Genomic DNA, 26,595 nt, shown 5'->3' on the forward strand with positions numbered 1-26,595 from the left:
GTGCGTCAGAGTGCGGGGATGATGATGGGTTCGGTAATGAAGGCCGGCGGCTGGGGCATGCCCGGCGACAGGGTCAGGACTTCATAGCCGGTTTCGGTGACACAGACAGCATGCTCCCATTGCGCCGACAGGCTGTGGTCGCGGGTGACCACCGTCCAACCGTCGGACAACTGACGGATCTCGCGGCGTCCGGCGTTGATCATGGGCTCGATGGTGAACAGCATGCCCGTGGTCAGCTTCACGCCGGTGCCAGGCTTGCCATAGTGCAGCACCTGCGGGTCTTCATGGAAGCGCTGGCCGATGCCATGGCCGCAGAATTCGCGCACCACCGAAAAGCCGTTGGCCTCGGCATGCTTCTGGATCGCGTTGCCGATGTCGCCCAACGTGGCCCCGTTTTTCACCTGCTGGATGCCTTTCCACATGCATTCGAAGGTGATTTCGGTCAGGCGGCGCGACAATATGGACTGCTCGCCCACCGCGTACATCCGGCTGGTGTCGCCGAACCAGCCGTCCTTGATGATGGTGACGTCGATGTTCAGCGCGTCCCCGTTTTTCAGCACCTTGTCGCCAGGGATGCCATGGCAGACTTGGTGGTTGACCGAAGTACAGATGGCGCCGGGGAAGGGCGGGTAACCCGGGGGCGCATAGCCCACGGTGGCGGACTTCACGCCCAGCTCATCGGTCAGGTATTCCAGGCAGAGACGGTCCAGTTCCCCGGTGGTGACGCCAGGCTTGACATGAGGGGTGATGAAATCGAGGACTTTGGCCGCGTCCTGGCAGGCGGCGCGCATCTTGGCTAGGTCGGCCTGATTGGTAATAGTGCCCATGGAGTCGCTTCGCGATGTCTCGCTTGAATGTCTGCTTGAAAGAATAGTAGAATTATAGGCTTCCCTAAAATTTTGGGGAGCAATCGGGTTACGGCAAAGGCTGAACCCGGCGGGTGTTGGCAGCGGCTTGGTCGCAGGTCAGGCACACCCGGCAGGCACTAGCGGCGGTCCATTCATAGTGATCGGCGGCAGGCTCTGAAGTTTCACCGCAAGCGAAGGTTGTGGAGCGAAATCGGGCAGGTCGTGGATCTTACGAGCGGGGCGCCTGCTGGAGCCAAGTCGGGTTGGGCGTGGCTGGCGGCGTGCAGATGCGGGCGCAAGCTGGGACGCGGCGTGCTTGTAAGCCCGGTCATGTTTTAGAGCGGCGATGCAGGCTCAGGGTTTGGACTCGGTATGGATGTCGGCTTAAGTTCTTGAAAACGTTCGCGTTTTCTTAAGAAATGCCCCGATGGTCTGATGCGCGATCGAACTGAAGCCGGGGCGTAAAGCCCCACGCTTGAACGCGAAGAGCTGGATTTTCCAGAGCTGGATTTCGCCGCCAACAAAACAGGTCCGGGTGCGCTTTCGGGAAACCGCCGGAAACTTCCAGGAAATTCCTGGTGGGTCTGGACAAGCGCCTGCAAGCATGCGGTGCAAGGTTCTTGGTCGTGGCGGCCGTCTGGGTTTATCGCGGCAGCGTAGTAGAAGGCGCCCCAGGCGTCGTAGTTATTGCGGCAGTGATCGGTCGGCCCGGTTAAAATTTTGTCATCCCGCATTTGCGGGAAATCGCGCGCAACACCACCCAGGGTGTCAGCCAGAGGCTGATGCAGGTGCGGCGCAAGAAATCAACCCTTGGAGAAAGTTATGTCTTTGATGCGCGAAATGCTGGAAGCGGGTGTCCACTTCGGTCACCAGACCCGCTACTGGAACCCCAAGATGGCCCCTTACATCTTCGGCCATCGCAACAAGATTCACATCATCAACCTCGAAAAGACGGTTGATAAGTACCAGGAAGCCACCAAGTTCGTGAAGCAGCTGGCTGCTCGCGGCGGCAACATCCTGTTCGTCGGCACCAAGCGCGCTGCGCGCGAGCTGGTCGCCACCGAAGCCGCCCGTTGCGGCATGCCCTTCGTCGACGCCCGCTGGCTCGGCGGCATGCTGACCAACTTCAAGACGGTCAAGACCTCGGTCAAGCGGCTGAAGGACATGGAAGTCGTGGTCGCCGAAGGCGGCGCCGAGCGCATGATCAAGAAGGAAGGCCTGCTGTTCCAACGCGAACTGGACAAGTTGAACAAGTCGATCGGCGGCATCAAGGACATGAACGGTCTGCCTGACGCCATTTTCGTGATCGACGTCGGCTACCACAAGATCGCCATCGCCGAAGCCAAGACGCTGGGCATTCCCGTGGTCGCCGTGGTTGACACCAACCACTCGCCCGACGGCATCGACTACGTCATCCCCGGCAACGACGACTCGGCCAAGGCCATCGCGCTGTACGCCAAGGGCATCGCCGACGCCGTGCTGGAAGGCCGCGAACAGAACCTGAACGGTCTGGTCGAAGAGCTGGGCGAAGGTCAGGAAGAGTTCGTCGAAGTGCAGGACAACCAGGCCTAAGCCTGTTGTCATGTCCGGCGGTTAGCGTCTGGGAGCGGTTCCGAATGCGGGTCCGCTCCCGCCTCGCCGGCAATGCGAAGGTGGGCTCCCATCTTCCTGATCCGCTAGTCGCGGATGTCCCATCGAATCAAACCACTGTCCCGGCCTGCCGGGGCATGTTCTAGCAAATTGGAGCAAACATGGCTGAAATTACCGCTGCCCTGGTCAAGGAACTGCGCGAAAAGACCGACGCCCCCATGATGGAGTGCAAGAAGGCCTTGACGGAAGCCGAGGGCGACCTGGCCCGCGCCGAGGAAATCCTGCGCGTCAAGCTGGGCAACAAGGCCAGCAAGGCTGCCGCCCGCGTCACCGCTGAAGGCCTGATCGGTCTGTTCATCTCCGCCGACGCCAAGAAGGGCGCCGTCATCGAAATCAACTGCGAAACCGACTTCGTTGCCAAGAACGACGACTTCGTCGGCTTCGTGAACAAGCTGGCCGAGCTGGTTGCCACGCAGAACCCCGCCACGGTGGAAGCCCTGTCGGCGCTGCCCTACGGCGACGGCACGGTCGAAACCACCCGCACCGCCCTGATCGGCAAGATCGGCGAAAACATCTCGATCCGCCGCTTCGAGCGCATCGAGACCCCGAACGCCCTGGCCAGCTATGTGCACGGCGGCAAGATCGGCGTGCTGGTCGAATACACCGGCGCGGAAGAAGTGGGCAAGGACCTGGCGATGCACATCGCCGCCACCAAGCCCAAGGCGCTGAACGCCGACGGCGTGAACCCCGCCGACATCGCTGCCGAACGCTCGGTCGCCGAACAGAAGGCCGCCGAATCCGGCAAGCCGGCTGAAATCGTCGCCAAGATGGTCGAAGGCTCGGTCGCGAAGTTCCTGAAGGAAGTCACCCTGCTGTCGCAGCCGTTCGTCAAGAGCGACAAGCACAGCGTTGAGCAGATGCTCAAGGAAAAGGGCGCTTCGATCAGCAAGTTCGTGCTGTTCGTTGTCGGCGAAGGTATCGAGAAGAAGACCAGCGATTTCGCCGCTGAGGTCGCCGCCGCCGCCGCTGGCCGCGCCTGACCCCAGGGTAGTGCTTAAGGGCCGGCGCTAGATTAAATTCTAGTCCGGCCTATTTCTTGTCTTACACTTTCGTCGGATTGTTCTTCGGGATATCACCTATGAGCAGCAGAGCATACAAACGGGTTCTTCTCAAACTTTCCGGCGAGGCGCTGATGGGCGACGATGCATTCGGCATCAACCGCTCCACCATCGTCCGCATGACCGATGAGGTCGCCGAAGTCGCCGCCACGGGCGTCGAATTGGCTATCGTCATCGGCGGGGGCAACATTTTCCGTGGCGTCGCCCCGGGCGCGCAGGGCATGGACCGCGCGACCGCCGACTACATGGGCATGATGGCCACCATCATGAACGCGCTTGCGCTGCAAGACGCGCTCAAGCACAAGGGTGTCGACACCCGCGTGCAATCGGCCTTGAACATCGACCAGGTCGTCGAGCCGTACATCCGCCCGAAGGCGCTGCGCTACCTCGAAGAGGGCAAGGTCGTCATCTTCGCGGCAGGCACCGGCAACCCCTTCTTCACCACGGACACGGCCGCTGCGTTGCGCGGCGCCGAGATCGGGGCGGAGATCGTGCTGAAGGCCACCAAGGTCGACGGCATCTACAGCGCGGATCCCAACAAGGATCCCACCGCCACGCGTTACTCGCGCATCAGCTTCGACGAAGCGATCGTCCGCCGGCTGGAAGTCATGGACGCCACGGCCTTTGCGCTGTGCCGTGACCAGAAGCTGCCGATCAAAGTGTTTTCGATCAATAAGTCCGGCGCCCTCAAGCGGGTCGTCAGCGGCGAAGACGAAGGCACCTTGGTACACGTCTAAAGAAAAGGAAACGCCATGAGCGTCGCAGAAATCCGCAAATCCGCCGAAGCCAGGATGGCCAAGTCGCTTGACACGCTCAAGACCAACCTGGCCAAGATCCGCACGGGCCGCGCCCATACCGGCATCCTGGACCACGTGCAGGTCGAGTACTACGGTTCGCCCGTGCCGATCAGCCAGGTCGGCAACGTGAACCTCGTGGACGCGCGCACCATCAGCGTGCAGCCCTACGAGAAGAGCATGGCCGCCGCCATTGAAAAGGCGATCCGCGAATCGGACCTGGGCCTGAACCCCATGTCGATGGGCGACACCATCCGCGTGCCGATGCCCGCCCTGACCGAAGAGCGCCGCCGCGACCTGACCAAGGTGGTCCGTAGCGAAGGCGAGGACGCCAAGGTGGCCGTGCGCAACCTGCGCCGCGAAGCCAATGAAGCGCTGAAGAAGCTGGTCAAGGACAAGGAAATCTCCGAGGACGACGAGCGTCGTTCGCAGGATGACGTCCAGAAGCTGACCGACCGCAGCGTGGCCGAGATCGACAAGATGGTCACGCAAAAAGAAGCGGAAATCATGACCGTATAATTCCTGGATGCCGCCAGGGTGATAGGCTAGGCCGTATCGCCCTGGCGACCAGGATTTCCTGCCTGAGCGCCGTCCTGTCCATTGGTCCGCAGCGTTGCTGCGTAACGATGGAACGACGGCGCAGGCTTTTCTTCATGTAGTTCCGTTTTCGCCGTTTCACCGCGCGCAGCTCCAGACCAATGGCAACCAGTTCGACCCAGGCGGTTCCCGCTACCCGCGACATTCCCGAGCACGTGGCCATCATTATGGATGGCAATGGCCGGTGGGCGACGAGGCGGCTGCTGCCGCGCACCGCGGGCCACGCCAAAGGCGTGCAGGCGGTGCGGCGCGTCGTCGAGGCCTGCGGCCGCGCCGGCGTGCGCTATCTGACGTTGTTCGCCTTCAGTTCCGAGAACTGGCGGCGTCCCGCCGAGGAAGTGTCACTGCTGATGCGCCTGTTCGTGCAAGCGCTGGAGCGCGAGATCGGCAAGCTGGACGAGCAGGGCGTGCGCTTGCACGTCATTGGCGACCTGTCCGCCTTCGAGCCCCGCCTGCAAGAGCTGATCTTCGCCGCTCAGGAACGCACGGCGCACAACGACCGCCTGCACCTGACGGTTGCCGCCAACTATGGCGGACGCTGGGACATTCTGCAGGCGACCCGCGCCATGCTGGCCGCCGAACCGGGTTTGGCCTCGCAGCCCCAACTGGTGGACGAGGAACGCCTGTCCCGGCACCTGTCCATGGCTTGGGCCCCCGAGCCCGACCTGTTCATCCGCACTGGCGGCGAACAGCGCATTTCCAATTTCCTGATCTGGCAGATGGCTTACGCGGAGTTCTACTTCACGGACCGCTACTGGCCGGATTTCGGCGCCGCAGAACTCGCGGCCGCTTTTGACTGGTATCGCACGCGCGAACGCCGTTTCGGCCGCACCAGCGCGCAACTCAGCCAAGACGGCGCGCAATAAGCGGACGACCAGCGCGTCTTTCCAGGGCAGTACACGAGGAGACCGTCATATGTTGGGCCAGCGTATCGTTACCGCAGTCGTTCTGTTGGCCATTCTGGCTGCCGCAATGATCAGCGCGAACCCCTGGTGGTTCGTTGCCTTGTTGGCGCTGGCTGCCGCCTGCGCCAACTGGGAGTGGCTGCGCCTGACGCTGCCGCAGCCGCCATCCCCCTTTATCGCCGTAGGCGTTGCCGTCCTGCTGTTCGCCGGCATGCTGGCCTTGACCTCCGCCTGGTTGGCGGGTGGCGGCACGGGCATCGCCGATCCCGCCTGGGTGTTGCGCTATCTGGTGCCGGCGGTGGCGGCGGTCTGGCTGTTCGGCGGTCTGGCGGCGGTAGTACGCGGCCGCTCCGACGCGCCTCCCGCCAGCTTGGGCTGGTCGGCTTTCTCCGTGCCTGCCGCATTCGCCGCCTGGGCCGTGCTGGCGCAGATGTTCGTGGCCCATGGCCCCGGTTTCGTGGTGTCGCTGCTGGCGCTGGTCTGGGTCGCCGATATCGCCGCATATTTTGCCGGCAGAGCGTTCGGCAAGCGTAAACTGGCGCCGCGGGTCAGCCCGGGCAAGACGATCGCAGGCGCGGTCGCCGGCGTATTGGGGGCGGTGGTCTGGATCGGTCTTTCCAGCCTCTGGGAGGGCACTTACGGGCACGCGCTGGTCGAGCGCTGGAGCTTCTGGCTGGCCCTGCCCATCGCTGCACTGCTGGGCGTGGTGTCGATCGTGGGAGACCTGTTCGAGTCGCTGCTCAAGCGGCGCGCCGGCCGCAAGGATTCCAGCACGCTGCTGCCGGGCCACGGTGGGGTCTATGACCGCATTGACGCGATTCTCCCGGTCGCGCCGTTTGCGCTACTTTTGTCTGGAGTGTTGTTTTGACGGCTTTTCAACGCGTCGTCGTGCTGGGATCGACCGGTTCGATCGGTGAAAGCACGCTGGATGTGATCGCCCGCCACCCCGAGCGGCTGGCGGTGTATGCCTTGTCGGCCTACAGCCAGATGGCGCGCCTGGCGGAGCAGGCGCAGGCCAGCCGCGCAGCAGTCGTGGTGGTGCCCGACGCGGCGGCCCGCAAGAAGTTCGCCGCGGCCTGGGCGGGCGGGCGGCCCATGCCGGAGATCCGGGTGGGCGCGCAGGCCTTGGCGGATACCGCCGCCGATCCCCAATGCGACTCGGTCATGGCGGCCATCGTAGGCGCCGCGGGCCTGCCCGCCGCCCTGGCGGCCGCCCGCAGCGGCAAGCGCGTGCTGCTGGCCAACAAGGAAGCGCTGGTGGCGGCTGGCTCGCTCTTCATGCAGGCCATACGCGATAACGGCGCCGAACTGCTGCCTATCGACAGTGAACATAACGCTATTTTCCAATGCCTGCCCCATGGTGGGCGTGCTACGGCGCCGGAAAGCCCGGCGCCGGGCGTGCGCCGCCTGCTCCTGACTGCTTCCGGCGGCCCGTTCCGCGGGCGCGACCTGGAAGATCTGCACGAAGTGACCCCGGCCCAGGCCTGCGCCCACCCCAACTGGAGCATGGGCCGCAAGATTTCGGTGGATTCCGCCACCATGCTCAACAAGGGCCTCGAGGTGATCGAGGCGCATTGGCTGTTTGCCATGCCCGCCGACCGTATCGAAGTGGTGGTGCACCCCCAAAGCGTGGTGCATTCCATGGTGGAGTACGACGACGGGTCGGTGCTGGCACAGCTCGGCCAGCCGGATATGCGCACCCCCATCGCCTACGGCCTGGGATTTCCTGAACGCCTGGACAGTGGCGTCGGTCCGCTGGATCTGACTCGCCTGGGGCGGCTGGACTTCGAGAAGCCCGATCTGGCGCGTTTCCCATGCCTGGCGCATTCCTTCGCGGCGCTGCGGGCCGGGCAGGGGGCCTGCGTGACCCTGAATGCCGCCAACGAGATCGCCGTGGAGGCTTTCCTGGGCGGGCGCCTGCCGTACACCTGGATTCCGCGGGTTATCGAGGCTTCCTTGGAGTGGCAGGCACGGCAAGCATCTGTTACGCTCAACAGTCTTGACGACGTGCTCGCCCTTGACTCCGACGCGCGCGTCTTCGCGGGCAGCCTGGGCCTGGCCTGATACAGGTCATCGTCGTCGCTCGCCAGCCTCTGATTTTCTAGATTTCTCCGACCTCGATGCTTTTCACCCTGTTGGCCTTTGCGGTTGCGCTTGGCTCCCTGATCATCTTCCATGAACTGGGGCACTATTGGGTGGCCCGCCTGTGCGGCGTGAAAGTGTTGCGCTTCTCGGTGGGGTTCGGCAAGGTCATCCTGCGTCGCACCGACCGCCACGGCACGGAATGGGCTGTCTCGGCCCTGCCGCTGGGCGGCTACGTCAAGATGCAGGACGATCCTCCTGCTGGCGCGAGCCCGGCGGAAGTCGCGGGCGCTTTCAACAGCAAGCCCGTCGGCCAACGCATTGCCATCGTGGCCGCTGGCCCCATTTTCAACCTGATACTCGCGGTGTTCCTGTACGCCGGCCTCAACATGGCCGGCACCGAAGAGCCCGTGGCCGTCATCGCCCAGCCCGCCGCTGGCACGCCGGCGGCGCAGGCGGGCCTGCTCTCGGGCGACCACATCCTTGCCATCGACGGCGAAGAAGTCGCCTCCTGGTCGGACGCGCGCTGGCGTCTGATGGACGTCATGGCCACTGGCGGCAGCGCCCGGATCGAGGTCAAGACCCCCGCGGGCGCGGTGCAGCAGCGTGAACTGATCCTGCCGTCCAACAGCATGGACCCGGCGGGCGGCGACCCGTTGGCGGCGGCCGGCGTGCGGCTGGCCCAGCCCAAGCCCGCCGTGCGCGTCGTCAACGATGGCGGCGAAGGGCAGGCGGCCGGCTTGCGCGCAGGCGACCTGGTGCTGGCCGTGAATGGCGTGCTCACGCCGGATACCGGGGCCCTGGTCCGGCAGATCCAGGAAAGCGCCGGCAAGACCCTGGCGCTCACGCTGGCGCGCGACGGCGCCAATATTTCGCTGAACGTCACGCCGCGCGCCGAGACCGTCAACGGCCAGGTGATCGGCCGACTGGGCGTCCAGCTGGGCGGCGACATCCCCATGGTGACTGTGCGCTACGGCGTGTTAGAGAGCCTGTGGAAAGGCGCGGTCCGCACCTGGGACACGGCCTGGTTCTCCCTGCGCATGATGGGCCGCATGGTGACGGGCGACGTTTCCTGGCGCAATGTCAGCGGCCCGGTGACCATCGCGGATTACGCCGGCCAGACCGCCAGAATCGGAATTGTTGCGTATATCGCCTATATCGCCTTGATCAGCATCAGCCTGGGCGTACTAAATTTGCTGCCTATTCCCATGCTGGACGGTGGCCATCTGCTGTACTATCTCGTCGAAATTGTGCGGGGTAGCCCGCCGCCAGCAAGGTGGATCGATATCGGACAGCGCGCCGGCATAGGTTTATTGGCAAGCCTGATGGGGCTTGCGCTGTTCAATGATTTCACGCGTTTGTTCACTTGAACGCGATTTAGCATAAAATCCCCCGCCATTTGCACGACCGAGGATACTCAAGGATGTCTTTTCGCCGGATGTTTCATCACAAAAAGGGTGTACTGCCGGGTTTGATCGCCGCACTGCTGGTTCCGGCCATCGCCCACGCCTTCGACCCTTTTGTCGTGCGGGATATCCGCGTAGAGGGTATTCAACGGACTGACGCCGGCACCGTCTTCGGCTATCTCCCCGTCAAGGTGGGCGAAAAGTTCACCGAAGAAGAAGCCACCGAAGCCATCCGCCGCTTGTACGGCACCGGCTTTTTCACCGACGTGCAGATCCAGACGGACAACAATGTCGTCGTGGTGGTCGTGCAGGAACGTCCCACGATCGCGTCGGTGAACTTCAATGGCATGCGCGAGTTCGACTCCAAGGCCATTACCACCTCGCTGGCGCAAGTGGGCTTCGCCGAAGGCCGCATCTTCGACCGCTCCATGCTCGAGCGCGCCGAATACGAACTGAAGCAGCAGTACCTGTCCAAGGGCAAGTACGGCATCGAAGTGACTTCCACCGTGACCCCGCTGCCCCGCAATCGCGTGGGCGTGAGCTTCGACGTGTTCGAAGGCTCGGTCGCGCGCATCCAGGAAATCCGCTTCGTCGGCAACAAGGCCTTCTCCGAAAGCGATCTGCTCGACGAATTCAAGCTGACCACGCCGGGCTGGCTGACCTGGTACACCGATACCGACAAGTACTCGCGTGAAAAGCTCGAGGGCGACCTGGAGCGTCTGCGCTCGTTCTACCTGGATCAGGGCTATCTGGAATTTTCGGTCGAGCCGCCCCAGGTCACGATTTCGCCGGACCGCAAGGACATCCGCATCACGATTACTGTCCACGAAGGCGAGCCCTACAAGGTGCGCAGCGTGAAGCTGGCCGGCAATCTGCTGGGCCTGGACAAGGAAATCAACGCGCTGGTCGAAATCAAGCCGGAAGAGACGTTCTCGGCCGCCAAGGCCAACGGCTCGGCCAAGGCCATTACCGACTACCTGGGCGAACTGGGCTATGCCTTCGCCAACGTCAACCCGAACCCGCAGCTGGATCGCGCCAAGCATGAGGCCGACCTGACGTTCTACGTCGACCCCAGCCGCCGCGTGTACGTGCGCCGCATCCAGATCGGCGGCAATACCCGCACGCGCGACGAAGTGGTGCGCCGCGAAATGCGCCAGCAGGAAGCTGCCTGGTACGACGCCAAGGACATCAAGACCTCGCGCGACCGCGTCGACCGCCTGGGCTATTTCAGCGACGTCAACGTCAAGACCGATCCGGTTCCGGGCTCTCCCGACCAGGTCGACGTCAACGTGGACGTCAAGGAAAAGCCCACCGGCATGATCAACCTGGGCGTGGGTTACGGCTCGTCCGAAAAGGCCATTCTGTCGGCCGGTATCAGCGAAGACAACGTCTTCGGCAGCGGCACCAACCTGACCCTGCAGCTGAACACCAGCAAGACCAACCGTGCCATCGTGCTGTCGCACACCGATCCGTACTGGACCAAGGACGGCATCAGCCGCACCACGTCCGCCTACTATCGCGTGACCGAGCCCTGGAACAACAACGACGGCGACTACCGCGTCAAGGCCATGGGCCTGGGCATGAACTTCGGCGTGCCGATCTCGGAATACGACCGCATCATGCTGGGTGCGAACGTCGAACGCAACCAGATCGACCTGTTCAACAACTCGCCGGCGGCCTATGAGAAGTTCGTCAGGGACTACGGCGATGCGACCAACTCGGTGATCTTCACCACCGGTTGGACGAAGGACACGCGCGACAGCGGCTTGGCCCCGACCAAGGGCGGCTACACCCGCCTGAAGGCCGATCTGTCGACCATCGATCTGCAGTACACGATGTTGACGGCGCAGCAGCAGTACTTCGTGCCGCTGGGCGGCTCCTATACCCTCGCCTTGAATGGCATGGTCGATTGGGGGCAGGGCTACGGCAGCAAGGATTACCCGATCATCAAGAACGTCTATGCCGGCGGTATCGGCACGGTGCGCGGCTACGAAGGCTCGTCGCTGGGTCCGCGCGATTCGAAGACGGGCGACTACCTGGGCGGCACGCGGCGCGTCATCGCCAACGCGCAGCTCTATCTGCCGTTCCCGGGCGCGTCGAAGGACCGCACGCTGCGCTGGTTCATTTTCTCGGACGCCGGCCAGGTATCGGCGGGCAGCGGCCAGAGCTGCACCGGCGGCAAGCCCGGCAGCGAGGTCGAGGATCCGTGCGGCTGGAGGTTCTCGGCCGGTATCGGCCTGTCGTGGCAGTCGCCGATGGGGCCGTTGCAGTTGTCCTACGCCCGTCCGCTCAATTCGAAGTCGGGCGACGACAAGCAGAGTTTCCAGTTCCAGATCGGAACGGGTTTCTAAGCGCGTCGTTACGCTTGAAAACAAGGGGGAGGGGCGCTCAGCCGGCTCCCTTGCTGTTTAGTGGCACAATACACACTTTGGCTTTGCCTTACTGGAAGGTGAGATTTTCATGATGTCTGATTCCGCACTTAAATCCTCGAATTCGCTGCGCGCCAAGCGCCGCGGCAAGCTGGGCGGCTCGATTGCCCTGGTAGGTGCGCTCATTCTCGGTTCGGCTGCAGCGATTCCCGCGCAGGCCCAAGGCACGAAGATCGGTTTCGTCAATACCGAGCGGATCCTGCGCGAGTCGGGTCCGGCCAAGGCAGCGCAAAGCAAGATCGAAGCCGAATTCAAGAAGCGCGACGACGAGCTCCAGCGCCTGAATAACAGCCTGCGTTCGCAAGCCGAGAAGTTCGACAAGGACGCTCCCGTTCTGTCCGAGTCCGACCGCGTCAAGCGCCAGCGCGAACTGTCCAACCTGGATACCGACCTGCAGCGCAAGCGCCGCGAGTTCCAGGAAGACTTCAACCGCCGCCGCAACGAAGAGTTCTCCGGCATCGTGACGAAGGCCAATGACGCCATCAAGCGCATCGCCGAACAGGAAAGCTACGACCTGATCATTCAGGACGCCGTCACGGTCAACCCGCGCATCGACATCACCGACAAGGTGATCCAGAGCCTGGGCAAGTAAGCAGCACCTGTCAAGCTATGCCGGTTTTACTGGATCTTGCCCGCGCGCCAACGCTGGAAACACTGTTGAGCGCCGCCAACACCCAGGGAATGGACTGGCGTATCAGTGCGGTTCCAGGTGCAGACCCCATGCGGGTCTGCGGCATCGGAACCCTGTCATCGGCGGGTCGGCAGGAAATCGCTTTCCTGGCCAACCCCCGCTACCAGAGTCAGCTAGGCGCCACGCAAGCAGGGGCGGTCATCGTCTCGCCCGACGTGGCCCAGGCTCTGGAAGCCGAAGGCCACGCCCGGCCGCCGTTCGCGCTGGTCGTCTGTCAGCATCCCTATCTGCTTTACGCCCGTTTGGCGCAGTGGTTCGACGCCGCCAGGCGCCCCGCGCTGCCCGCGTCCACGCATCCCTCCGCGGTTGTCGCCGCTGACGCCATCATCGAAGAGGGCGTGCGTATCGGCCCGAATTGCGTTGTCGAATCCGGCGCCCGCATCGGCCGCGATACCGTGCTCGGACCTGGCTGCGTCATCGGCGCCGGCTCGTCCGTTGGACCCGGCAGCCGCCTGTACGCCCATGTCACCCTGTATGACGGGGTGAAAGTGGGCGCGCGCGCGATCATCCATAGCGGCGCCGTGCTGGGCGCGGACGGCTTCGGCTTTGCGCCGGACCCGACGCTGGGCAAGGGCGCCTGGGGCAAGATTCCCCAGCTCGGCGGCGTGACCGTCGGTGACGACGTCGAGATCGGCGCCAACACCACCGTCGACCGCGGGGCGCTGGAGGACACCGTCCTGTCCGATGGCGTGAAGCTGGACAACCAGATCATGGTCGCCCACAACTGCCGGATCGGCGCGCATACCGCCGTTGCGGCTTGCGTCGGCGTGGCCGGGTCGACCACCATCGGCGAGCGCTGCACCATCGGCGGTGCGGCCATGCTGTCGGGACACCTGACGCTGGGCGACGATGTGCATATTTCCGGAGGCACAGCGGTGACCTCCAGCATTTCGAAGCCTGGCCGCTATACCGGGGTCTTCCCGTATGCGGAACATGGCGAATGGCAGCGCAACGCCGCCGTGATACAACAGTTGGCGCAGTTGCGCCGGCGCGTGCGGACGCTGGAAAAAGACTAGGGCGCATTGCCGCCCCTGGCGCGTCCGCGCCGCACGATTACTTTACTTCGCAGGAAAGCATAGAAAAATGGAACTCGACATCAAGGGGATCATGGAGAGACTGCCGCATCGTTATCCGATGCTGCTGATTGACCGCGTCGTCGAAATGGTGCCCGGCAAGTCCATCGTGGCCATCAAGAACGTCTCGATCAATGAACCGTTTTTCAACGGCCATTTCCCGCACCACCCGGTGATGCCGGGCGTGCTCATCGTGGAAGCCATGGCTCAGGCCTCCGCCCTGTTCTCGTTTACGGACGAGAACGGCGGCCTGAAGTGCGAAGGTTCCAAGACCGCGTATTACCTGGTCGGCATCGACGGCGCGCGTTTCCGCCGTCCCGTGGTGCCGGGCGACCAGTTGCGCATCGAGGTGGAAGCCGAACGCCTGAGCCGCAGCATCTGTAAGTACCAAGCGCGCGCGACGGTGGACGGCCAGGAAGTCGCCTCGGCCAAGCTGATGTGCGCGATTCGCAGCCTGGAAGAGTAAATGGCAGGAAACATTCACCCCACCGCCGTCGTTGATCCGGCGGCCAAGCTCGACCCGACCGTCGTCGTGGGTGCGTTCGCGACCATCGGTCCCAATGTGACCATCGGCGCGGGCACCGAGATCGGCCCGTACTGCATGGTGGACGGGGTGACGACCATCGGCCGCGACAACCGCTTCTACCGCTATTGCTCGGTCGGCGGCATGCCGCAGGACAAGAAGTACCAGGGCGAGCCTACGCGCCTGGAAATCGGCGACCGCAACACCTTCCGGGAATTCGTCACGCTCAACACGGGTACCGTGCAGGACGGCGGGGTCACGACGATAGCCGACGACAACTGGGTCATGGCGTACGTGCACGTGGCGCACGACTGCCACATTGGCAGCAACACCATTCTGGCCAATTCGGTGCAGCTGGGCGGCCACGTCCACGTCGGCGATTGGGCCATCGTGGGCGGCCTGACCGGTGTGCACCAGTTTGCGCGCATTGGCGCGCACAGCATGACGGGCGGCAACAGCTCCCTCATGCAGGACACGCCGCCTTTCGTGCTGGCCGCGGGCAATCCTTGCCGCCCGGTGGGCGTCAACGTCGAAGGCCTCAAGCGCCGCGGCTTCACGCCCGCCGCCATTTCGGCCCTGCGCGACGCCTACAAGCTCATTTACCGCCGAGGCCTGTCGCTGGACGCGGCGCGCGCCGAAATGCGTGCCCGCCAGCAGGCGGAGCCCGAGGTCGCCCCGCATCTGCAAACCCTGCTGGACTTCCTGGACGTCGCGAGCCGCGGCATCATCCGTCCATGAGCACGCGGATCGGCATGGTGGCCGGCGAGCCTTCGGGCGACTTGCTGGCCGGTCGCATCATTGCCGGTCTGCAAGCGCGCGACGCCGGCATCCGCTGCGAGGGCATAGGCGGGCCGCAGATGCAGGCGCGCGGCTTCGATGCCTGGCATCCCATGCACGCCTTGACCGTGTTCGGCTATGTCGACGCGCTCAAGCGCCTGCCCAGCCTGCTTGGCACCTATCGGAACGTCAAGCAGCGCTGGCTGGCGGAGCCGCCCGCCGTATTCGTCGGCATCGACGCGCCGGACTTCAACCTGCGCCTGGAGCACCAATTGCGCCAGGCAGGCACGCCCACGGTGCATTTCGTCGGACCGTCGATCTGGGCCTGGCGCTACGAGCGCATCCACAAGATCCGCGAGTCGGTGTCGCACATGCTGGTGCTGTTCCCGTTCGAGGAAGAGATCTACCGCAAGGAAGGCATTCCGGTCACTTACGTGGGTCACCCGCTGGCCGGGGCCGTGCCCATGCAGCCGGACCGCGCCGCGGCGCGCGAGCGTCTGGGCATCGATCAGAACGCCCGCGTGCTGGCGATCCTGCCGGGTAGCCGTTCGTCCGAGATCCGTCTGTTGGCGCCGCGTTTCCTGCAGGCTGCCCAGATCCTGCTGAAGAAAGATCCGGCGCTGCAATGCGTGGTGCCCATGGTCAATGACCAGCGGCGCGCGGAGTTCCAGGCCATCCTGGCCCAGTACCCCGTGCCAGGGCTGCGCTGCGTCACCGCGAACGATCTGCACGGCGAGGGCGGAGAGCGCCAGGCGCCGGTGGCGTGGACCGTCATGGAGGCCGCCACGGCGGTGCTGGTGGCCAGCGGCACCGCCACGCTGGAAACGGCTCTGTATAAGCGTCCCATGGTGATTTCCTACGTGCTGTCGCCCTGGATGCGCCGCATCATGGCCTGGAAGTCCGGCCAGCAGCGGCCCTACCTGCCCTGGGTCGGCTTGCCGAACGTGCTGCTGCGCGATTTCGCCGTGCCGGAACTGCTGCAGGACGACGCAACCCCCGAAAAGCTCGCGGAAGCGACCTGGACGTCCCTGACCGACGACGCGGGCCGGACGCGCATCGAGGCGCGCTTTACGGCTCTGCATCAGGAGCTGCTGCGCGACACGCCCGCGCTGGCCGCCCAGGCGATCCTGGAGGTGGCAGGTGGAGCAGCCTGAGCTGTTCGCGGCGCCAGAGCAGCCAGCCATGGTCACGGCGGGCGTCGACGAGGCGGGCCGCGGCCCGCTGGCGGGCGCCGTCTACGCGGCTGCCGTCATCTTGAATCCGGCGCGGCCCATCGCCGGCCTGGCGGATTCCAAGGTGCTCAAGGCGGCCACGCGCGAGGCGCTGGCGCTTGAAATCCAGGAATTCTCGCTGGCCTGGTGCATCGCCAGCGCCAGCGTCGCCGAGATCGACAGCATGAACATCCTGCGCGCCACGATGCTCGCGATGCAGCGTGCCGTGCAGGGCTTGTCCACGATGCCGCAACTGGCGCTGGTGGACGGCAACCAGGCTCCCAAGCTGGGCTGCACGGTGCAGACCGTCATCAAAGGCGATGCCCTAGTGCCCGCGATTTCCGCGGCCTCGATCCTCGCCAAGACGGCGCGCGACGCGGACCTGCTGCGTCTGCATGCCCTGTATCCCCAGTACGCCTTCGACCAGCACAAGGGCTATGGCACCGCGCTGCATCTGGAGATGCTGCGCGAGCACGGCCCCTGCGCCGAACACCGGCGCAGCTTCGCTCCCATCAAGGCCTTTAGCCTGAGCTTATGAAGCACATCAGTTCCCGCGACAATCCCGCGGTCAAGGCGCTGGCCAAGCTCGCCGTCACGGCGGGCAAGCGCGGCGCGCCGGTGCTGCTGGAGGGCGTGCACCTGTGCCAGGCCTGGCTGCAGCATCACGGCGCGCCCGATCAGGCGATCTTCGACGTGGAACGCTTGTCCCAGCCCGATATCGCGGCGCTGGCGGCCGCCGTGCCGGACCGCGACTGCCTGGCCCTGGACGCGCGCCTGATGCAGTCCCTGGCAGCCGTCGAAAGCGGGCAGGGCGTGGCTTTTCAGGTGACGCCGCCGGTCCTGGACCTGCCCGATGCCGTGGATGAGAACTGCGTGCTGTTCGACCGCATCCAGGATCCCGGCAACGTCGGCACGCTGCTGCGCACCTGCGCGGCGGCGGGCGTGAAGCGCGTCTTCCTGGCGACGGGCACCGCCGCCGCCTGGTCTCCCAAGGTGCTGCGCAGCGGCCAGGGCGCCCATTTCGCGCTGGCTATCCACGAGCATGTCGATCTGGCCGCCTTGCTGCCCCGGCTGCAGATACCGCTGGTGGCGACCGCGCTGGACGGGGCGCGCGACCTGTACGAAGGCGTGCTGCCGCAACGCTGCGCCTGGGTGTTCGGCCATGAGGGCCAGGGCGTGGCCGCGGAACTGCTTGCCGCCGCGCGCCTCAAGGTGCGCATACCGCACGACATGGCGGCGGTGGAATCGCTCAATGTAGGCGCCGCAGCCGCGATCTGCCTCTTCGAGCAGCGGCGCCAAGCCTTGCGCGGCACTCCGGGCTGAAGGCCGAGCAACCCGGCGTTTCGCCGTTTTTCCGCCGATTGAAGGCACCGTCCCCTCTTTATACTGCCCCGTTTGCCTGAACGAGGTGGCCTTGAGCCGCTCGGCCGGGCGCGACCGGATCAAGGACGGGACATGAAAAGCTGGATCAAATCGAGTCTTGCCGCGCTGGGCGTGGCGCTGTTGCTAGCCGCTTGCGCCGGCCCCCGGTATGGCGACGTGGCGGACCGCATTCCGGCGCTGGAAGCTGCCGAAGGCCGGATCTACTTCTACCAGCCCGCGACGCCCAACGGCGACAAAGTCGCGCAGCCCGCAATCCTGGTCGATGGCCGCAAGGTCGGGCGTTCCAAATCCGGCCGCTTTTTCTTCGTGGACCGCGCGCCAGGCGAGTTGGAAGTCATTACCGCCACCGACCGCAAGGAGCGCAAGGATGCACTCAAGGTCCCCTTGGCCGCGGGGCAGACCCAGTACCTGCGGGTGGATATCGCGGGCGGGCGGCAGGTCCTGCGGCTGGAGGCCTCCGCTGACGAAGCCCTGCAGGCCATGAAGGACCTGCGTTATTGGGGCGCAGGCCGGCGCGAGCGCGAGCCGCTGCGCTACGAGTAAAATTACAATATGTATGTTTTAGATTTATATATATACCTGTTCGCACCGGGCCGTAGCGTTGATGGCCTGCGAGGCAGGCAAACCGGAGAAGACGGAATGAAGCGCAGGTTCAAGTTGGTGGCTGCCGCCGTGCTGGGCGCGGCCCTGTTGGCGGGTTGCAGCGGTCCTCGGTACAAGGAGGTTGCCAGTTCCATTCCCATGATGGTGCCGGAAACGGGCCGCATCTACTTTTACCAGCCGCCGGCGCCGGTTGGCGTGGTGTCGGCCCAGCCGTACCTGCGCGTGAACGGCCTGAAGGTCGGCCGCTCCAAGCCGGGTAGCTTCTTCTATGTGAACCGGCCTGCTGGCCAGTACGTGGTCGACACTTTGCGCGACGACGAGAAACTGTCGTTCACGCTGGCCCCGGGCCAGACCCGCTACGTGCGCTTGAGCATCGAAGGCGTAAGTGGCAATTCGTCCAACATGGGCCGCCAGGACATGCGCCTGGAAGAGTCGGAGGCAACCGCCCAGCGGGAAATGGGGCCGCTGCAATATTGGGGCGCCGGGTCGCGCGAGCGCGTCAAGCTGCGCCCCTGATCTGGGCCATGTTTTAAAGGAGGGCGCGCCATCGGCGCGCCCTTGCCATTTTCAGCCCCGGTCCAGACCCACTTCCTGCAACACCGTCGTGGCGATTTCCTCGATCGATTTGGTGGTGCTGGACAGCCAGGAAATGCCCTCCCGGCGCATCATGCGCTCGGCCTCGGCCACTTCGTAGCGGCACTGTTCCAACTGCGCATAGCGGCTGTTGGGGCGGCGCTCGTTGCGGACTTCGGCCAGGCGTTCGGGCTGGATCGACAGGCCGAACAGCTTGCCGCGGTGCGGGGCGATGGTCGAGGGCAGGGTGCCGCGCTCGAAATCGTCCGGCGTGAGTGGGAAGTTGGCCGCCTTGATGGCGTACTGCATGGCCAGGTACAGGCTGGTGGGCGTCTTGCCGCAGCGGGACACGCCGACCAGGATCACGTCCGCCTGGTCCAGCTGGTTCACGAACTGGCCGTCGTCATGCGCCAGGCTGAAATTGATGGCGTCGATGCGGTTGCGGTACTTTTCCGAATTGGCCTGCATGTGCGAGCGGCCGATGGAGTGGCTGGACTTCAGGCCCAGGGCCTGCTCGATATGGCTGACGAAGGTGCCGAACAGGTCCAGGAAAACCCCGTTCGCCTGACGAACGCGCGCCAGGATGTCGGGATTGACCAGGGTGCTGAACACGATAGGGGGAACGCCAGCCTCCAGGGCGCTGCGGTCGATCCGCATGGCCACTTCCGCAGCCTTTTCCAGCGTGTCGACAAAAGGCAGGCGGACAGGCTTGAAATTGACCTCTTCAAACTGCGAAAGCACTGACTGGCTGAAGGTTTCTGCGGTGATGCCGGTACTGTCGGAAACGATGTATACCGTGCGTACGATCGGGGTAGATGTCATGTGTAAAAAATTCCAACCAGGCAGATAGCCGGATGCACTCCACCGAGTACAATCAGGCCCCTATAAGTCACCCCAAGGGCGGTCCAAGGCCAGTTTGGTCAGCGCGTAAATTGGGGCTGTGATCCGGTTGTGATCCAGCTTCCTGATGCATTGACCAAACTCGCTTTCATTCCATTGTAAAAGGTGACTTCAATGTCGTATGTTGTTTTGTTCGAGCAGCTCCGCATGACGGATGTGGACTCGGTAGGAGGCAAGAACGCATCACTAGGCGAAATGATCAGCCAGCTGTCTGGCGCGGGCGTCCGCGTACCGGGCGGCTTTGCCACGACCGCTGACGCCTTCCGCGACTTCCTCAAGGCCTCTGGCCTGGACAAGCGCATCGCCGAACGCCTGACCACGCTGAACCCCGAAGACGTGCGCGAACTGGCCAACGCCGGCTCGCAGATCCGCCAATGGATCATCGACGCGCCGTTCTCGTCCGAATTCGAATCGCAGATCCGTACCGCCTTCGCCAAGCTCGACGCTGACGGCAAGGGCTCGTTCGCCGTGCGCTCCTCCGCCACCGCCGAAGATCTGCCCGACGCCTCGTTCGCCGGCCAGCAGGAAACCTTCCTCAACGTCGTCGGCATCGATGACGTGCTGGACAAGATCCGCCACGTGTTCGCGTCGCTGTACAACGACCGCGCCATTTCCTATCGCGTGCACAAGGGCTACGCGCACGCCGACGTCGCGCTGTCGGCCGGCATCCAACGCATGGTGCGCTCCGACAAGGGCAGCGCCGGCGTCATGTTCACCATCGACACCGAATCCGGCTTCCAGGACGTGGTGTTCATCACCTCGTCCTATGGCCTGGGCGAAACCGTGGTGCAGGGCGCGGTCAATCCCGACGAGTTCTACGTCTTCAAGCCGACGCTGGCCCAGGGCCACTATCCGATCGTGGGCCGCCGCATCGGCTCCAAGCTGATCAAGATGGAGTTCGACCCCGAGCGCCCCGAAGGCCGTGCCGTGCGCACGGTCGACGTGCCGGTGTCCGAGCGCAACCGCTACTCGCTGACCGACGACGAGGTCAACGAGCTGGCCCGCTACGCCGTCATCATCGAGAAGCACTACCAGCGCCCGATGGACATCGAGTGGGGCCGTGACGGCATCGACGGCAAGATCTACATCCTGCAGGCGCGCCCGGAAACGGTGAAGTCGCAGCAGGGCGTCAACGACGTGCAGCAGCGCTACCGCCTGAAGGCCACCGGCCAGGTCCTGATCACCGGCCGCGCGATCGGCCAGAAGATCGGCGCGGGTCCGGTGCGCGTGGTCGGCGACATCTCCGACATGGACAAGGTCCAGCCGGGCGACGTGCTGGTCACCGACATGACGGATCCCAACTGGGAACCCGTGATGAAGCGCGCCTCCGCCATCGTCACCAACCGCGGCGGCCGCACCTGCCACGCGGCGATCATCGCGCGCGAGCTGGGCATTCCGGCGGTCGTGGGCTGCGGCAACGCGACCGACCTGCTGAAGGAAGGCCAGGCCGTGACCGTGTCTTGCGCCGAGGGCGACGAAGGCCGCATCTATGACGGCTTGATCGAAACCGAAGTGGAAGAAGTGCGCCGCGGCGACATGCCCCCCATCGATCTGAAGATCATGATGAACGTGGGCAACCCGCAACTGGCCTTCGACTTCGCCCAGATCCCGAACGGCGGCGTGGGCCTGGCGCGCCTGGAATTCATCATCAATAACAACATCGGCATCCACCCCAAGGCGGTGCTGGACTACCCGAACGTCGACGGCGAACTGAAGAAGGCCGTGGAATCGGCCGCCCGCGGCCATGCCAGCCCGCGTGCCTTCTTCGTCGAGAAGATGGCCGAAGGCGTGGCGACCATCGCGGCCGCTTTCTACCCCAAGCCCGTCATTGTGCGCATGTCGGACTTCAAGTCCAACGAGTACCGCAAGCTGGTCGGCGGTTCGCGCTACGAGCCCGAGGAAGAGAATCCCATGCTGGGCTTCCGCGGCGCGTCGCGCTACATCGCCGAGGACTTCGCCGAGTGCTTCCGCATGGAATGCGAAGCGCTGAAGAAGGTGCGCGATGAAATGGGCCTGACCAACGTCGAAATCATGGTGCCTTTCGTGCGCACCCTGGGCCAGGCGTCCAAGGTGGTGGACCTGCTCGCCAAGCACGGCCTGGCGCGCGGCGAGAACGGCCTGAAGCTCATCATGATGTGCGAAGTGCCGTCCAACGCCATCCTGGCCGACGAGTTCCTGCAGTACTTCGACGGCTTCTCGATCGGCTCGAACGACATGACCCAGCTGACGCTGGGCCTGGACCGCGATTCCGGCATGGAGTTGCTGGCTGCCGACTTCGACGAACGCGACGAGGCCGTGAAGTTCATGCTGCGCCGCGCGATCAAGGCTTGCCTGGCCGCCAACAAGTACGTGGGCATCTGCGGCCAAGGCCCCAGCGACCATCCGGACTTCGCGCAATGGCTGAAGGACGAGGGCATCCTGTCGATGTCGCTCAACCCGGATACCGTTGTCGATACCTGGCAGCGCCTCGCCAAGAACTGATCGGCTTGCTGATGTGAAAACCCCGCGTCCGAGAGGACGCGGGGTTTTTTTATTCGGGTTTTTGCTGGCTCACATGGGGCTTGGCAAGCCCGAGTCCGGGTAGGACAATCTTTGCCATTACCGGCTTGCGCAGTCCGCCGGATCCGTAAATGCTGAATTTGGCCGTGGCAATGCCACGAAAAGGGGAAAGCATGAAAACGGCATCTGTAGTTGCTGCGCTTTGCCTGGGAGCGTCGCTGCTGGGGGACTCTGCCTTGGCAGCCGATGTTTCAGGGGGCGCGACCATCGTGCCCATTGCTGGCGGCCTGCCGGCGGGATCTTTCGATATCAAGACCGATGCGGCGTCAATCTTCCTGGAGCGTGCCGTCCTGTTCAAGGAAAACGGATGGTTCACCAAGGACAAAGAGGTGGCCATTACGGCGAAGATGAGCATAAATTCCAGGAAACGGAATAGTTCATCCACGACGCTGACCATTAGCCGCGTCTACAAATTCGACGTTAAGACCTATGACGATGGACGGGTCGAAATCCCGATCAAGAGTCTCCCTCTGTTGGATACTTTCAACTTGAGCGGGGAAGATTATCTGGTGACCAGCATCGTGATGGATCTCTTTCTCAGCAAGAAAAAGGAAAAGACCGATTTCACCAAGACGCTGGAAACCGTTATTGAGGTCAGCAAGAGAATCCCCATTCCTGTCAATCCGTACGCGGAGTACGCATCTGTCTTCGGCGATTCATTCAGTCAAGTCGTCGAGCGCGCAATTCAGGAGGGAGCGGATACGGTGCCGTTCGCGAGTTTCGGGTTGCGCTTTCTGCAGGGAAGCACATCCGCTGCCTATACTGAAAAACCGGGTATTCATGCCATCGTGATTGCGGGCAAGGCGCAGGAGCCGGGGGTGCTGCCGCTGGAAAAACTCGACGGCAAGAGCCTGGCTTACGACGAGATCGCCGGATTGTCCTACGCAGGAAATCGGGTCAAGAACAATCACATCATCGTCAGGGTCACGGCCAGCACCGACCCCTGGAAATCCCTGGCGTCTTCCAAAGACACATTGGAACGGCTGTATGCCGAAGGCAAAGGCGCGCTCGATTTTTCGAAAGCGCAGGGCATATCGGCACCGAACCTGGCGGCGATCATCAAGCGCCAGGACGCGTCGGACACTTTCATACTGTCCTCGGCCGAGACGGCGCAGTTTGAATCCGCGATCAAGGAATTCAACAACATTCGTGCATCTTCGGTGTTTCAGTTTTGACGACTGTCGCCAAGGATGCCGAGGGCGCTGGCAGGCTTCATGCCGCCAGCGCTTCGCGCGCGATCAATTCGCGCTTGCGGTCTATGCCCCAGCGGTAGCCGGCCAGCGAGCCGTCGGTGCGGACCACGCGGTGGCAGGGAATGGCCAGCGCGATGTTGTTGGTGGCGCAGGCGCGCGCCACGGCCCGCACGGCGCGCGGCGAGCCTATGCGTTCGGCGATGTCGGTGTAGGTGGCGGTCTCGCCCACGGGGATCTCGCGCAGCGCTTGCCACACTTGGCGCTGGAAGGCCGTGCCGCGCACGTCCAGCGGCAGGTCCAGGCCGCGCGAGGGGTCTTCGACGAAGCCGACCACGGCCGCGACCCAGCCTTCGAATTGCGCGTCGGCGCCGATCAGGCGGGCGGCCTTGAAGCGGTCCTGCAGGTTGCGCACCAGTTGCTCGGGATCTTCATGCAGGGCGATTTCGCAGATGCCGGTGTCGCTGGCCGCCACCAGCAGCGCGCCCAGCGAGCATTGCGCCACCGCGAAGCGGATTTCCACGCCCTGGCCGTTCTTGCGGAAGGCGGTGGGCGTCATGCCCAGGATGGCGGGGGCGGCTTCGTAGAAGCGGCCGCTGGAATTGAAGCCCGCGTCATACATGGCGTCCGTGACGCTGGCGCTTTGCTTGAGCTGCTGCCGGGTACGGCCGGCGCGCAGGGCGTCGGCGTAGGCCTTGGGGGTGATGCCGGTGGCCGCCTTGAAGACGCGGTGGAAATGGAAGCGGCTCATGCCGGCCTGCTCGGCCAACGTGGACAGATCCGGCGGCTGCTCGGCTTCCAGGGCGCGGCAGGCGCGTTCGATGGCGGCGGCGTGCTGTTTGCTCAGGGCGGCGGCTTGGTTCATGGAAAAGCTCCTGTTGCGCGTGGATTTGCGCGCTTGGACCCATCGTCTCAAAAGCCTGCCGCCGCCGCACTCCGTATATTGCGCGGCGGCCGCGCGGGGCGGCTACGCGGGCGCGTAGGCGTCGAGGAAGCGCCGCAACAGGCCGCCGGCCACGGGGGTGGCGCGGACATTGGCGGACAGCCCCGGGACGTCCAGGTTTTCAGCCGCGTAGCGGCGGCCGAAGCGTTCCAGGTGGGCGCGGATGAAGTCGGGACCGAATTCGGGATGGAACTGGGTCGAGAACACGTTGCGGCCGATGCGGATCATCTGGTGCTCGTCCAGGTCCGACCGCGCCAGTACGGCGGCGCCGGGGGGCGGTTGCAGCACGGTCTGCGCGTGCAGCATCTGGGCGGGAAAGGTGGGCGGCAGTCCCGCCAGCAGCTTGTCGCCGGCGGCGGGCGGCAGCAGTTCGACCGTCTGGGTGCCGACCTCGCGTCCGGCGGGGTTGTAGCCGACCTTGCCGCCCAGCGCGTAGGCCAGGAGCTGGTGGCCGTAGCACACGCCGAACATGGGCAGGCCGGCCGCGGCGGCTTCGCGCAGCCAGGCGGCGGTGTCCTCGCTCCAGGGTTCCTTGTCGGTCACCATGGCGGGCGAGCCCGTGATCAGGGCGGCGCGATAGCGGGCGGGGGCCTGCGGCCGCTTGCCTTCGTGCACGGGCACGATTTCCATGGCCTCGGCGCTCAGGCCGGCGGCCTGCGCGAGTTGTTCGGCATAGCCGCCGAACTGGCTTTTGAGCGTATCGTCCGGATCGCCGGTATGCAGGATCAGGACGGGTAGAGCGGAGGGTATTGCAGCGGTCATTGGAGGCTTGTGCGTAAAGGATGCGGGCGCCGGGTTCCACAGGGATTTCCACCGCCAGCGCACATCATAATCCAGCGCTCCGGTCCGCGACTCAAGCGCCTTTCCCGTTCCGTCCCGGAAATACGTACAATTCCGCTCACATACTCATCCTTTCGGGCGAACAAAGACTATGTGGATCTGGCTGGGACTGGCCGCGCTGGCCCTGATCGGGGAACTGGCGACGGGGACTTTCTATCTGCTGCTGGTGGCCCTGGGCCTGGCGGCAGGCGGCGTGGCCGCATGGTTGGGCGCGGGCCTGGAGTGGCAACTGGTGGGCTGCGGCATCGTGCTGCTGCTGGGCCTGCTGGTCCTGCGCAAGACCCGCGTGCTGAAAAAGCGCGAGGTCGATTCCGCCCGCAATGCCGATGTGAACCTGGACATCGGCCAGACCGTGTCGGTCGAGGCCTGGTCGGACCAGGGCACCGCGCGCGTCTGGTACCGCGGCGCGCACTGGCAGGCGGAGCTGGCCCAGGGCCAGGCGCCGGTGGCTGGCGAACAAACCATCATCGAAATGCGCGGCTCGATTCTGGTGCTGGCCCCCAGGGGCACGCCGGGATCGGCCTGATCAGCGCCGACCCGCCGCGGGCGGGGCCGGCAGCGGGCGTCCGTGTTTTCGGGCTATTCCCGCGAGTGTATTTACCAGAAGGAGAGGCTCCGAATCATGATGATCGATACATCCACCATCGTCCTGCTTGTCATCGTCGCGTTGGCGATACTGATAGTCATCAAGGCCATCGCCATCGTGCCCCAGCAGCACGCCTGGGTGGTCGAGCGCCTGGGCAAGTTCGACCGGGTCTTGTCGCCCGGCGCGGGCTTTGTCATCCCGTTCATCGAGCGCGTGTCGTACAAGCATTCGCTCAAGGAAATCCCGCTGGACGTGCCCAGCCAGGTTTGCATCACGCGCGACAACACGCAGCTGCAGGTCGACGGCGTGCTGTACTTCCAGGTGACCGACCCGATGCGCGCCTCCTACGGTTCGTCGAACTACATCTCGGCCATCACGCAGCTGGCGCAGACGACCCTGCGTTCGGTCATCGGCAAGATGGAGCTGGACCGCACCTTCGAAGAGCGCGATTCCATCAACAGCAACATCGTCGCTTCGCTGGACGAGGCGGCGCTGAACTGGGGCGTGAAGGTGCTGCGCTACGAGATCAAGGACTTGACCCCGCCCAACGAGATCTTGCGTTCGATGCAGGCCCAGATCACCGCCGAGCGTGAAAAACGCGCCCTGATCGCGGCCTCCGAAGGCCGCCGCCAGGAGCAGATCAACATCGCCACCGGCGAGCGCGAAGCCGCGATTGCCCGTTCCGAAGGCGAAAAGCAGGCGCAGATCAACCAGGCGCAGGGCGAGGCCGCTGCGGTGTTGGCGATTGCCGAGGCCACCGCCAAGGCCATCACCCAGGTGGCCGACGCCGTGCGCCAGCCCGGCGGCATGGAAGCCGTGAACCTGAAGGTCGCCGAGCGCTACGTCGAGGCGTTCGGCAACGTCGCCAAGGAAGGCAACACGCTGATTCTGCCGGCGAACCTGGCGGATGTGGGCGGCATGATTGCTTCCGCCATGACCATCGTGAAGTCCACCCGCAACAGCTGATAACCGCG

General features: G+C 64.4%; 26 protein-coding genes. 22 read left to right on the plus strand and 4 right to left on the minus strand.

The annotated features are described in order from the left end of the window. Positions 1-5: 5 nt before the first annotated feature. Entirely contained in the window at positions 6-827 is an 822-nt protein-coding gene (gene map / locus AXYL_RS13920) for a type I methionyl aminopeptidase (RefSeq protein WP_013393437.1), read from the minus strand. An 843-nt stretch (positions 828-1,670) separates the two neighbouring features. Here map and rpsB point away from each other — a divergent pair. The 18 genes from rpsB to AXYL_RS14010 all read left to right on the plus strand — a co-directional run bounded on the left by rpsB (position 1,671) and on the right by AXYL_RS14010 (position 18,546). Beyond that, entirely contained in the window at positions 1,671-2,420 is a 750-nt protein-coding gene (gene rpsB, locus AXYL_RS13925; protein WP_013393438.1) for a 30S ribosomal protein S2, read from the plus strand. Positions 2,421-2,599: 179 nt separating this feature from the next. Beyond that, positions 2,600-3,478: a translation elongation factor Ts gene (tsf, locus tag AXYL_RS13930; RefSeq protein ID WP_013393439.1), complete on the plus strand. Its 879-nt coding sequence runs from the start codon at positions 2,600-2,602 to the stop codon at positions 3,476-3,478. A 98-nt stretch (positions 3,479-3,576) separates the two neighbouring features. Then, positions 3,577-4,293 (plus strand): UMP kinase, encoded by a 717-nt coding sequence (gene pyrH, locus AXYL_RS13935; protein ID WP_013393440.1) that lies wholly within the window; start codon positions 3,577-3,579, stop codon positions 4,291-4,293. Between the two features lie 15 nt (positions 4,294-4,308). Beyond that, entirely contained in the window at positions 4,309-4,869 is a 561-nt protein-coding gene (gene frr, locus AXYL_RS13940) for a ribosome recycling factor (protein ID WP_013393441.1), read from the plus strand. A gap of 179 nt (positions 4,870-5,048) precedes the next feature. Further along, positions 5,049-5,813 carry a polyprenyl diphosphate synthase gene (uppS, locus tag AXYL_RS13945; RefSeq protein ID WP_013393442.1) on the plus strand — a complete coding sequence of 255 codons (765 nt, stop codon included), beginning with the start codon at positions 5,049-5,051 and terminating at the stop codon, positions 5,811-5,813. A gap of 49 nt (positions 5,814-5,862) precedes the next feature. After that, on the plus strand, positions 5,863-6,720 hold the full coding sequence (locus tag AXYL_RS13950; protein WP_013393443.1) for a phosphatidate cytidylyltransferase: 858 nt from the start codon (positions 5,863-5,865) through the stop codon (positions 6,718-6,720). Further along, complete coding sequence (locus tag AXYL_RS13955) at positions 6,717-7,916, plus strand: 1-deoxy-D-xylulose-5-phosphate reductoisomerase (protein ID WP_013393444.1); 1,200 nt, start codon at positions 6,717-6,719, stop codon at positions 7,914-7,916. The genes AXYL_RS13950 and AXYL_RS13955 overlap by 4 nt, the downstream gene beginning before the upstream one ends. A 56-nt stretch (positions 7,917-7,972) precedes the next feature. Next, entirely contained in the window at positions 7,973-9,304 is a 1,332-nt protein-coding gene (gene rseP / locus AXYL_RS13960; protein WP_013393445.1) for an RIP metalloprotease RseP, read from the plus strand. 53 nt (positions 9,305-9,357) lie between these two features. Beyond that, complete coding sequence (gene bamA / locus AXYL_RS13965) at positions 9,358-11,691, plus strand: outer membrane protein assembly factor BamA (RefSeq protein WP_013393446.1); 2,334 nt, start codon at positions 9,358-9,360, stop codon at positions 11,689-11,691. A gap of 109 nt (positions 11,692-11,800) precedes the next feature. Beyond that, a complete protein-coding gene (locus tag AXYL_RS13970; protein ID WP_013393447.1) occupies positions 11,801-12,361 on the plus strand; it encodes an OmpH family outer membrane protein in 561 nt (186 codons plus the stop codon). Between the two features lie 17 nt (positions 12,362-12,378). Beyond that, on the plus strand, positions 12,379-13,476 hold the full coding sequence (lpxD, locus tag AXYL_RS13975) for a UDP-3-O-(3-hydroxymyristoyl)glucosamine N-acyltransferase (protein ID WP_013393448.1): 1,098 nt from the start codon (positions 12,379-12,381) through the stop codon (positions 13,474-13,476). 67 nt (positions 13,477-13,543) lie between these two features. Beyond that, positions 13,544-13,999, plus strand: a complete 456-nt coding sequence (fabZ, locus tag AXYL_RS13980) for a 3-hydroxyacyl-ACP dehydratase FabZ (RefSeq protein WP_008167730.1) — start codon at positions 13,544-13,546, stop codon at positions 13,997-13,999. Beyond that, entirely contained in the window at positions 14,000-14,794 is a 795-nt protein-coding gene (gene lpxA / locus AXYL_RS13985; protein WP_013393449.1) for an acyl-ACP--UDP-N-acetylglucosamine O-acyltransferase, read from the plus strand. After that, positions 14,791-15,987, plus strand: a complete 1,197-nt coding sequence (gene lpxB, locus AXYL_RS13990; protein WP_013393450.1) for a lipid-A-disaccharide synthase — start codon at positions 14,791-14,793, stop codon at positions 15,985-15,987. Before lpxA ends, lpxB begins: the two co-directional genes overlap by 4 nt. Further along, positions 15,974-16,582 carry a ribonuclease HII gene (gene rnhB / locus AXYL_RS13995; RefSeq protein ID WP_013393451.1) on the plus strand — a complete coding sequence of 203 codons (609 nt, stop codon included), beginning with the start codon at positions 15,974-15,976 and terminating at the stop codon, positions 16,580-16,582. Before lpxB ends, rnhB begins: the two co-directional genes overlap by 14 nt. Then, the gene (locus tag AXYL_RS14000; protein ID WP_013393452.1) at positions 16,579-17,367 is read left to right on the plus strand and encodes a TrmH family RNA methyltransferase; all 789 of its coding nucleotides are present in this window, start codon (positions 16,579-16,581) and stop codon (positions 17,365-17,367) included. Before rnhB ends, AXYL_RS14000 begins: the two co-directional genes overlap by 4 nt. Before the next feature lie 132 nt (positions 17,368-17,499). Beyond that, complete coding sequence (locus AXYL_RS14005; protein WP_013393453.1) at positions 17,500-17,970, plus strand: DUF2846 domain-containing protein; 471 nt, start codon at positions 17,500-17,502, stop codon at positions 17,968-17,970. Positions 17,971-18,066: 96 nt separating this feature from the next. Further along, on the plus strand, positions 18,067-18,546 hold the full coding sequence (locus AXYL_RS14010; RefSeq protein ID WP_013393454.1) for a DUF2846 domain-containing protein: 480 nt from the start codon (positions 18,067-18,069) through the stop codon (positions 18,544-18,546). Between the two features lie 51 nt (positions 18,547-18,597). On the opposite strand, the gene AXYL_RS14015 is transcribed toward AXYL_RS14010, so the two are convergent. Continuing rightward, positions 18,598-19,425, minus strand: a complete 828-nt coding sequence (locus tag AXYL_RS14015; RefSeq protein WP_013393455.1) for a pyruvate, water dikinase regulatory protein — start codon at positions 19,423-19,425, stop codon at positions 18,598-18,600. Positions 19,426-19,617: 192 nt separating this feature from the next. Here AXYL_RS14015 and ppsA point away from each other — a divergent pair, with 192 nt between their 5' ends. Both ppsA and AXYL_RS14025 read left to right on the plus strand, forming a co-directional pair. Further along, positions 19,618-21,984 carry a phosphoenolpyruvate synthase gene (ppsA, locus tag AXYL_RS14020; protein ID WP_013393456.1) on the plus strand — a complete coding sequence of 789 codons (2,367 nt, stop codon included), beginning with the start codon at positions 19,618-19,620 and terminating at the stop codon, positions 21,982-21,984. 149 nt (positions 21,985-22,133) lie between these two features. Next, positions 22,134-23,237, plus strand: a complete 1,104-nt coding sequence (locus AXYL_RS14025; RefSeq protein WP_013393457.1) for a hypothetical protein — start codon at positions 22,134-22,136, stop codon at positions 23,235-23,237. Positions 23,238-23,274: 37 nt separating this feature from the next. On the opposite strand, the gene AXYL_RS14030 is transcribed toward AXYL_RS14025, so the two are convergent. Next, entirely contained in the window at positions 23,275-24,117 is an 843-nt protein-coding gene (locus tag AXYL_RS14030) for a bifunctional transcriptional activator/DNA repair enzyme AdaA (RefSeq protein ID WP_013393458.1), read from the minus strand. Between the two features lie 102 nt (positions 24,118-24,219). Then, positions 24,220-24,957: a glutamine amidotransferase gene (locus AXYL_RS14035; RefSeq protein ID WP_013393459.1), complete on the minus strand. Its 738-nt coding sequence runs from the start codon at positions 24,955-24,957 to the stop codon at positions 24,220-24,222. Between the two features lie 169 nt (positions 24,958-25,126). Here AXYL_RS14035 and AXYL_RS14040 point away from each other — a divergent pair, with 169 nt between their 5' ends. Continuing rightward, positions 25,127-25,561, plus strand: a complete 435-nt coding sequence (locus AXYL_RS14040; protein ID WP_013393460.1) for an NfeD family protein — start codon at positions 25,127-25,129, stop codon at positions 25,559-25,561. A gap of 99 nt (positions 25,562-25,660) precedes the next feature. Continuing rightward, positions 25,661-26,587 (plus strand): SPFH domain-containing protein, encoded by a 927-nt coding sequence (locus AXYL_RS14045; protein ID WP_041655510.1) that lies wholly within the window; start codon positions 25,661-25,663, stop codon positions 26,585-26,587. Positions 26,588-26,595 lie beyond the last annotated feature (8 nt).

The sequence above is a fragment of the Achromobacter xylosoxidans A8 genome, from assembly GCF_000165835.1.
In the GTDB taxonomy this organism is placed as follows: Bacteria; Pseudomonadota; Gammaproteobacteria; order Burkholderiales; family Burkholderiaceae_B; genus Achromobacter; species Achromobacter xylosoxidans_B.

What these genes read in the sequence shown, in the direction of transcription:
- AXYL_RS14025 (WP_013393457.1), top strand. Translation starts at nt 22,134, where the DNA reads ATGCTGAATTTGGCCGTGGCAATGCCACGAAAAGGGGAAAGCATGAAA.
- AXYL_RS14040 (WP_013393460.1), top strand. Translation starts at nt 25,127, where the DNA reads ATGTGGATCTGGCTGGGACTGGCCGCGCTGGCCCTGATCGGGGAACTG.
- lpxD (WP_013393448.1), top strand. Translation starts at nt 12,379, where the DNA reads ATGCCGGTTTTACTGGATCTTGCCCGCGCGCCAACGCTGGAAACACTG.
- AXYL_RS14045 (WP_041655510.1), top strand. Translation starts at nt 25,661, where the DNA reads ATGATCGATACATCCACCATCGTCCTGCTTGTCATCGTCGCGTTGGCG.
- AXYL_RS14000 (WP_013393452.1), top strand. Translation starts at nt 16,579, where the DNA reads ATGAAGCACATCAGTTCCCGCGACAATCCCGCGGTCAAGGCGCTGGCC.
- map (WP_013393437.1), bottom strand. Translation starts at nt 827, where the DNA reads ATGGGCACTATTACCAATCAGGCCGACCTAGCCAAGATGCGCGCCGCC.
- AXYL_RS14010 (WP_013393454.1), top strand. Translation starts at nt 18,067, where the DNA reads ATGAAGCGCAGGTTCAAGTTGGTGGCTGCCGCCGTGCTGGGCGCGGCC.
- AXYL_RS14035 (WP_013393459.1), bottom strand. Translation starts at nt 24,957, where the DNA reads ATGACCGCTGCAATACCCTCCGCTCTACCCGTCCTGATCCTGCATACC.
- rpsB (WP_013393438.1), top strand. Translation starts at nt 1,671, where the DNA reads ATGTCTTTGATGCGCGAAATGCTGGAAGCGGGTGTCCACTTCGGTCAC.
- AXYL_RS14015 (WP_013393455.1), bottom strand. Translation starts at nt 19,425, where the DNA reads ATGACATCTACCCCGATCGTACGCACGGTATACATCGTTTCCGACAGT.
- uppS (WP_013393442.1), top strand. Translation starts at nt 5,049, where the DNA reads ATGGCAACCAGTTCGACCCAGGCGGTTCCCGCTACCCGCGACATTCCC.
- rseP (WP_013393445.1), top strand. Translation starts at nt 7,973, where the DNA reads ATGCTTTTCACCCTGTTGGCCTTTGCGGTTGCGCTTGGCTCCCTGATC.
- AXYL_RS13970 (WP_013393447.1), top strand. Translation starts at nt 11,801, where the DNA reads ATGATGTCTGATTCCGCACTTAAATCCTCGAATTCGCTGCGCGCCAAG.
- AXYL_RS14030 (WP_013393458.1), bottom strand. Translation starts at nt 24,117, where the DNA reads ATGAACCAAGCCGCCGCCCTGAGCAAACAGCACGCCGCCGCCATCGAA.
- AXYL_RS13950 (WP_013393443.1), top strand. Translation starts at nt 5,863, where the DNA reads ATGTTGGGCCAGCGTATCGTTACCGCAGTCGTTCTGTTGGCCATTCTG.
- lpxB (WP_013393450.1), top strand. Translation starts at nt 14,791, where the DNA reads ATGAGCACGCGGATCGGCATGGTGGCCGGCGAGCCTTCGGGCGACTTG.
- fabZ (WP_008167730.1), top strand. Translation starts at nt 13,544, where the DNA reads ATGGAACTCGACATCAAGGGGATCATGGAGAGACTGCCGCATCGTTAT.
- bamA (WP_013393446.1), top strand. Translation starts at nt 9,358, where the DNA reads ATGTCTTTTCGCCGGATGTTTCATCACAAAAAGGGTGTACTGCCGGGT.
- pyrH (WP_013393440.1), top strand. Translation starts at nt 3,577, where the DNA reads ATGAGCAGCAGAGCATACAAACGGGTTCTTCTCAAACTTTCCGGCGAG.
- tsf (WP_013393439.1), top strand. Translation starts at nt 2,600, where the DNA reads ATGGCTGAAATTACCGCTGCCCTGGTCAAGGAACTGCGCGAAAAGACC.
- AXYL_RS14005 (WP_013393453.1), top strand. Translation starts at nt 17,500, where the DNA reads ATGAAAAGCTGGATCAAATCGAGTCTTGCCGCGCTGGGCGTGGCGCTG.
- ppsA (WP_013393456.1), top strand. Translation starts at nt 19,618, where the DNA reads ATGTCGTATGTTGTTTTGTTCGAGCAGCTCCGCATGACGGATGTGGAC.
- lpxA (WP_013393449.1), top strand. Translation starts at nt 14,000, where the DNA reads ATGGCAGGAAACATTCACCCCACCGCCGTCGTTGATCCGGCGGCCAAG.
- frr (WP_013393441.1), top strand. Translation starts at nt 4,309, where the DNA reads ATGAGCGTCGCAGAAATCCGCAAATCCGCCGAAGCCAGGATGGCCAAG.